This window comes from Gelidibacter japonicus, assembly GCF_010725055.1.
GTDB classification, from domain to species: domain Bacteria; phylum Bacteroidota; class Bacteroidia; order Flavobacteriales; family Flavobacteriaceae; genus Gelidibacter; species Gelidibacter japonicus.
The window spans coordinates 1-3954 of sequence record NZ_BJKB01000041.1 but is presented as its reverse complement, the minus strand read 5'-3'; the positions used below and the strand labels follow the sequence as shown (position 1 = coordinate 3954).

3 protein-coding genes are annotated in these 3954 nt (G+C 33.0%); all 3 read right to left on the bottom strand.

What is annotated here, in order from left to right:
* Positions 1 to 199: 199 nt before the first annotated feature.
* Positions 200 to 1102, bottom strand: coding sequence for an ExbD/TolR family protein (locus G6N06_RS19485; protein WP_163518370.1), 903 nt, complete (start codon positions 1100 to 1102; stop codon positions 200 to 202).
* A gap of 144 nt (positions 1103 to 1246) precedes the next feature.
* A complete protein-coding gene (locus G6N06_RS19480) occupies positions 1247 to 2929 on the bottom strand; it encodes an ATP-dependent nuclease (protein WP_163518369.1) in 1683 nt (560 codons plus the stop codon).
* 251 nt (positions 2930 to 3180) lie between these two features.
* Positions 3181 to 3657: an immunoglobulin-like domain-containing protein gene (locus tag G6N06_RS19475; protein WP_163518368.1), complete on the bottom strand. Its 477-nt coding sequence runs from the start codon at positions 3655 to 3657 to the stop codon at positions 3181 to 3183.
* Positions 3658 to 3954 lie beyond the last annotated feature (297 nt).

The following is a 3954-nucleotide window of genomic DNA, read 5'->3' as shown; positions in this document are numbered from 1 at the left end:
TACGATGATGCCCATGTGTCAGTGTTAAAGATTAATTAATCGGACTCATCAACTTTGGTGCTGATTATTGATTGTTGGATTGGAAATAAAACGACGAAGGAGCTTTATTCCACTTCAACAATGCCAGGACCGCATTTGTCAAATTTAATGGAGAAAAGCCTTGTTTTTTGCCTCAGTTCTTTGTTGGGCAACGTATTTATTATTCAATTAATTTTTGTGGATAAACTTTTTTGATTTCCGATTGTTGCTCTTCTGTCAGTTTGTCCAATTCCGTTTTGTATTTTTCTTTTGCTAATTTATTTCTCAAATGTTGTATCTCTCCGACTATTGCATTCTGTACGTCAATATAAGTTCGATACATTGTTCTTCGGTCTGCTTTCAAGGAAATTATTGATTCCGATTTAAATTCAGATTCGTAATCTCGGACGAACGTTTTTAAATCCTCCAAACTTACTTTTTTAGCATTTACGAAGATTTGATTTTTATCGTCAAGAGTTATTTTTAAAGCATTTGTCAAATCAATTTCTGATTCGTCGTTTTCAAAATCTGGTAATTTTCTGCTAATTCCAGTATTAGTGTCAATTATACTGAATAAAAGAAAAGTCCTTAATTTATAAAAATCAAGTTCAAAGTCCTTTTCTGTGAGTACTTTTAAGATGTCTTCCGCAATCAAAGCAGGTTGTAAATCGCCCGAATATTGAGCGTTGTCAATTGCTTGCTCTAAACCTTTAAGTTTAGTCATATCATACTTTGCAGAATCCTTAACTATTATTTCTTGGCATTTTTGTGCCTTTTCTAAATTAGGTTTTTCTATTTTTTGTAATTCCTCTGCAAAGAACTTGGATGGAACTTTGTCAAATTCCTTTTCGCTGGCTATGTCCTTTAAAACTTGTCGATAGCTTTTTCCACTATTGTTCGCCAATATTTTCTCGTTTATCAGTAAGCTTTCGTAATCGGAAATAAGTTTTTTAAAAGCGATTCCATTGTCAGCAAAAGATTGATAAGAACAATCCATTATTATATTCTCAATCCGTTCATTTTGTGCAACACAAGATGTGAATAGAAATCCAATTATGATATTTAGCAAAAAGTTCGTTTTCATATGTTGCCCAACGGTTAGTATATAAAAAGTAGGCGATTTCGAAGTAGCAAGCTTTTAATTAAGCACAAACTTTTATACGAACCACAAGCCTTGATTTTATTACTGCTCCGCCTATTTTTTATATACATTGTTACCTGCTGGCTATTATTTTGGTATTCCTTTTTTATTGGGATTTTCAACCCATTTTTTTACTTCCCCTATAAAGTCCCAAACATCTCCGTTATTTGGTTTTGTGTAGTTGGCATCTTCTGGATTATCACCCATTTTTGAAAAGATATCAATTAGCCAATTTGAACCATGCCCACTTGCATTTAAATGTTTTAACCAACTTTCTAATTCTCCTTTTTGAATTACAAATACACCATAGTCGGTTAGTTGATTTAAAAAATTTGAACAAGCTTCTTTATCTCCACCGTTAAGTAAATCAATCCCGCCATTTATTTTCCAATTTTGTCTTGTTGCATTTAATGCGTCATATAAGCTTTTCCTTTGATTATGATATGGTTGGTGATTTAATTGAGGAATAAATGCTCCGTCCAAAAGTTTTGTAAAAACTTGTCCTCCTTCTTTTAATACATCTATATCTACTATACCTACGGCTGGTATTCCAAGTTCTCTTAAAGGCTTTACAATTTCCCAAACCGTTTGTTTATTCTGTGCATTTATAAATAAGCAATTGCTAATTCCTCTACTGTCACTTTCAGATAAAAGCCTCTCATTTATTTCCTGATAAAATGCTCTGTCCGAGTCAGCTTCGGTAACTATTACAGTTTCATAAAATAACCCGTTTAAAACACCTGTCGACCGTAATAATGGATGTCTCATTAAATGAAGAATCTTTTCTTTTGGAAGAATCCTTGAGGTAGGGACACCATTTTTATAAGTCAGTCTTACAATATTAAGAGGTGCTGCTGATTGAATACACCCCATAAGAAAAGATGAACTATGAGTTGCAACTAATAATCTTTTATGGGAATTTCTTAATGATTTTCCAATTTCTTTACCTAGTTTATTTGATAAGGCAGGGTGGAGGAATGCTTCTGGTTCATCAATTAAAGTTATTTTTGGGTCACCCGCCAATAGAGTAGTTAATATACCAGAAAAGGCTTTAACTCCATCACTAGCTTCGTCAATTAAAAGAGCTTTTTTATGAAAATTTATTGCTTCATTTTCCCAACCTTTCTCTTCTCTTTCAGATTTTGGCTCTTCGTCAGAAAGACGTACTCTTAATTTTCCAATATTTGTTGGGTCTATAACATAATACTTACCAAAAGCCTCATAAATTATTCGTCTTAATTCTTTTCTTAAATCATTATCTATGAATAAATGTGATAAATGATTTGTTGGAGTAGATTGTAAATCACCTGCATTTTGTTCGTTTAGTAGATTTAAGCGGTTAGTTCCATCTAGTCGAAGAGTATATAAATTTATGTATCGGGAATACCAAACATTTTTTGATGGGTTTTGAGCAACTCGTACAACCTCATCTTTATTTACCTTAACTCTAACAGCACTATTCTCTTGCGAACTAACTTTTCCAATGATTATTTGACCAGCATCTATTGTCTCATTAAATTTAGGTTTTTGAGTTATTTTATCTAATTCCGTTTCAATTTCATTTTTAGTCAACGATTTAAAAACTAAATTTTGAAGTATCAGGTCATTGGGTTGTCCAGATGTATTTCTAGAAAACTTTTCAATTTCAATAAGAATTCTACTTTTTCCAGAGTTGTTAGGTCCTACAAAAACAGTAATAGGGGTCAATTCAATTTCAAGATTCGGTTGTCCTTGAGATGAACCTGATTTTAATTTTATTTTTTCAATCATTATTTATTTGATGTTTCAGCTTGCAGGTAACGTTTAGTATAAAAGAAGTAGGGCTGAAAATAAGCAATTACTTTTCGGATTATCCACAAGCCAAATCTTTTGCATTTTGTTTTAATTTTTGTTCTAAAAGCCAAATCAAAAGATTTGGCGTCCTCGCAAATAAGCTTGAAACATTGGGTTTAGCACTTAATTGCCCTATTTTTTTTATACAGTGTTAGCGGTTCGGGTTTCTATCTTTATGACCATTTCACTTAATTAATTTCAAATTCCGCATAAATATTAAAATCCTCTTTCGTTTTTCGATAATCAGATTTTAAGTAAGATTTTGCGATTCTGTATTTTCCCAGTTTATAATCGATTTGATTTTTAAATAAATTCTCATTAAAGGTTTTGGCGCCATTAGGATTTAGGTCATAACCGATATCTCTAAATGCTATATCCTTTGGAGTAAAATCTATCCATTCGTTATGTTCAAACTTTTCAACACGAAAATGTTCTCCCGTTGTTATTGTGTCATTTGTATTGTTTGTCATTGTTACTTTTATGGCGTCTGGGAGTTCGGATAATTTCAGTTCTGCGAATTCTAAAGAAAGTATTACAGTTTGATTATTAGAATCTGACTTTTGTTCGCTGATATTGTTAGTCGGATTTACTGATTTGTCCGTTTTTGTTTGGTTGCAACTTAATAAAACGATTGCAAAAATTACTAATATGATATTTTTTTTCATTTTCATTTTAAGTTCTGGCTTTTGTTTTTACCTGACCGCTAACGGTCTCGGCTATACGTAGTGCGGGACTTCAAGGCAATTACCTTTCAGTTTAGCACGACCGGTAGCTTTGGCGGATTAGAAGCACTGACTTTTCGGTTGGCACTTCCGCCCGCATTACGTATAGCCAATGTGTGTGCCCAGTATGGGCATCTTTACCTTACTGCAAAGTAAGGTATTAATTTAGAGGGTGCAAGTCCCTTATGCGCTGGAGTAACGTCTGGAAGCATTAGTAAGTCGCAAGGGTGTTGACCGTGA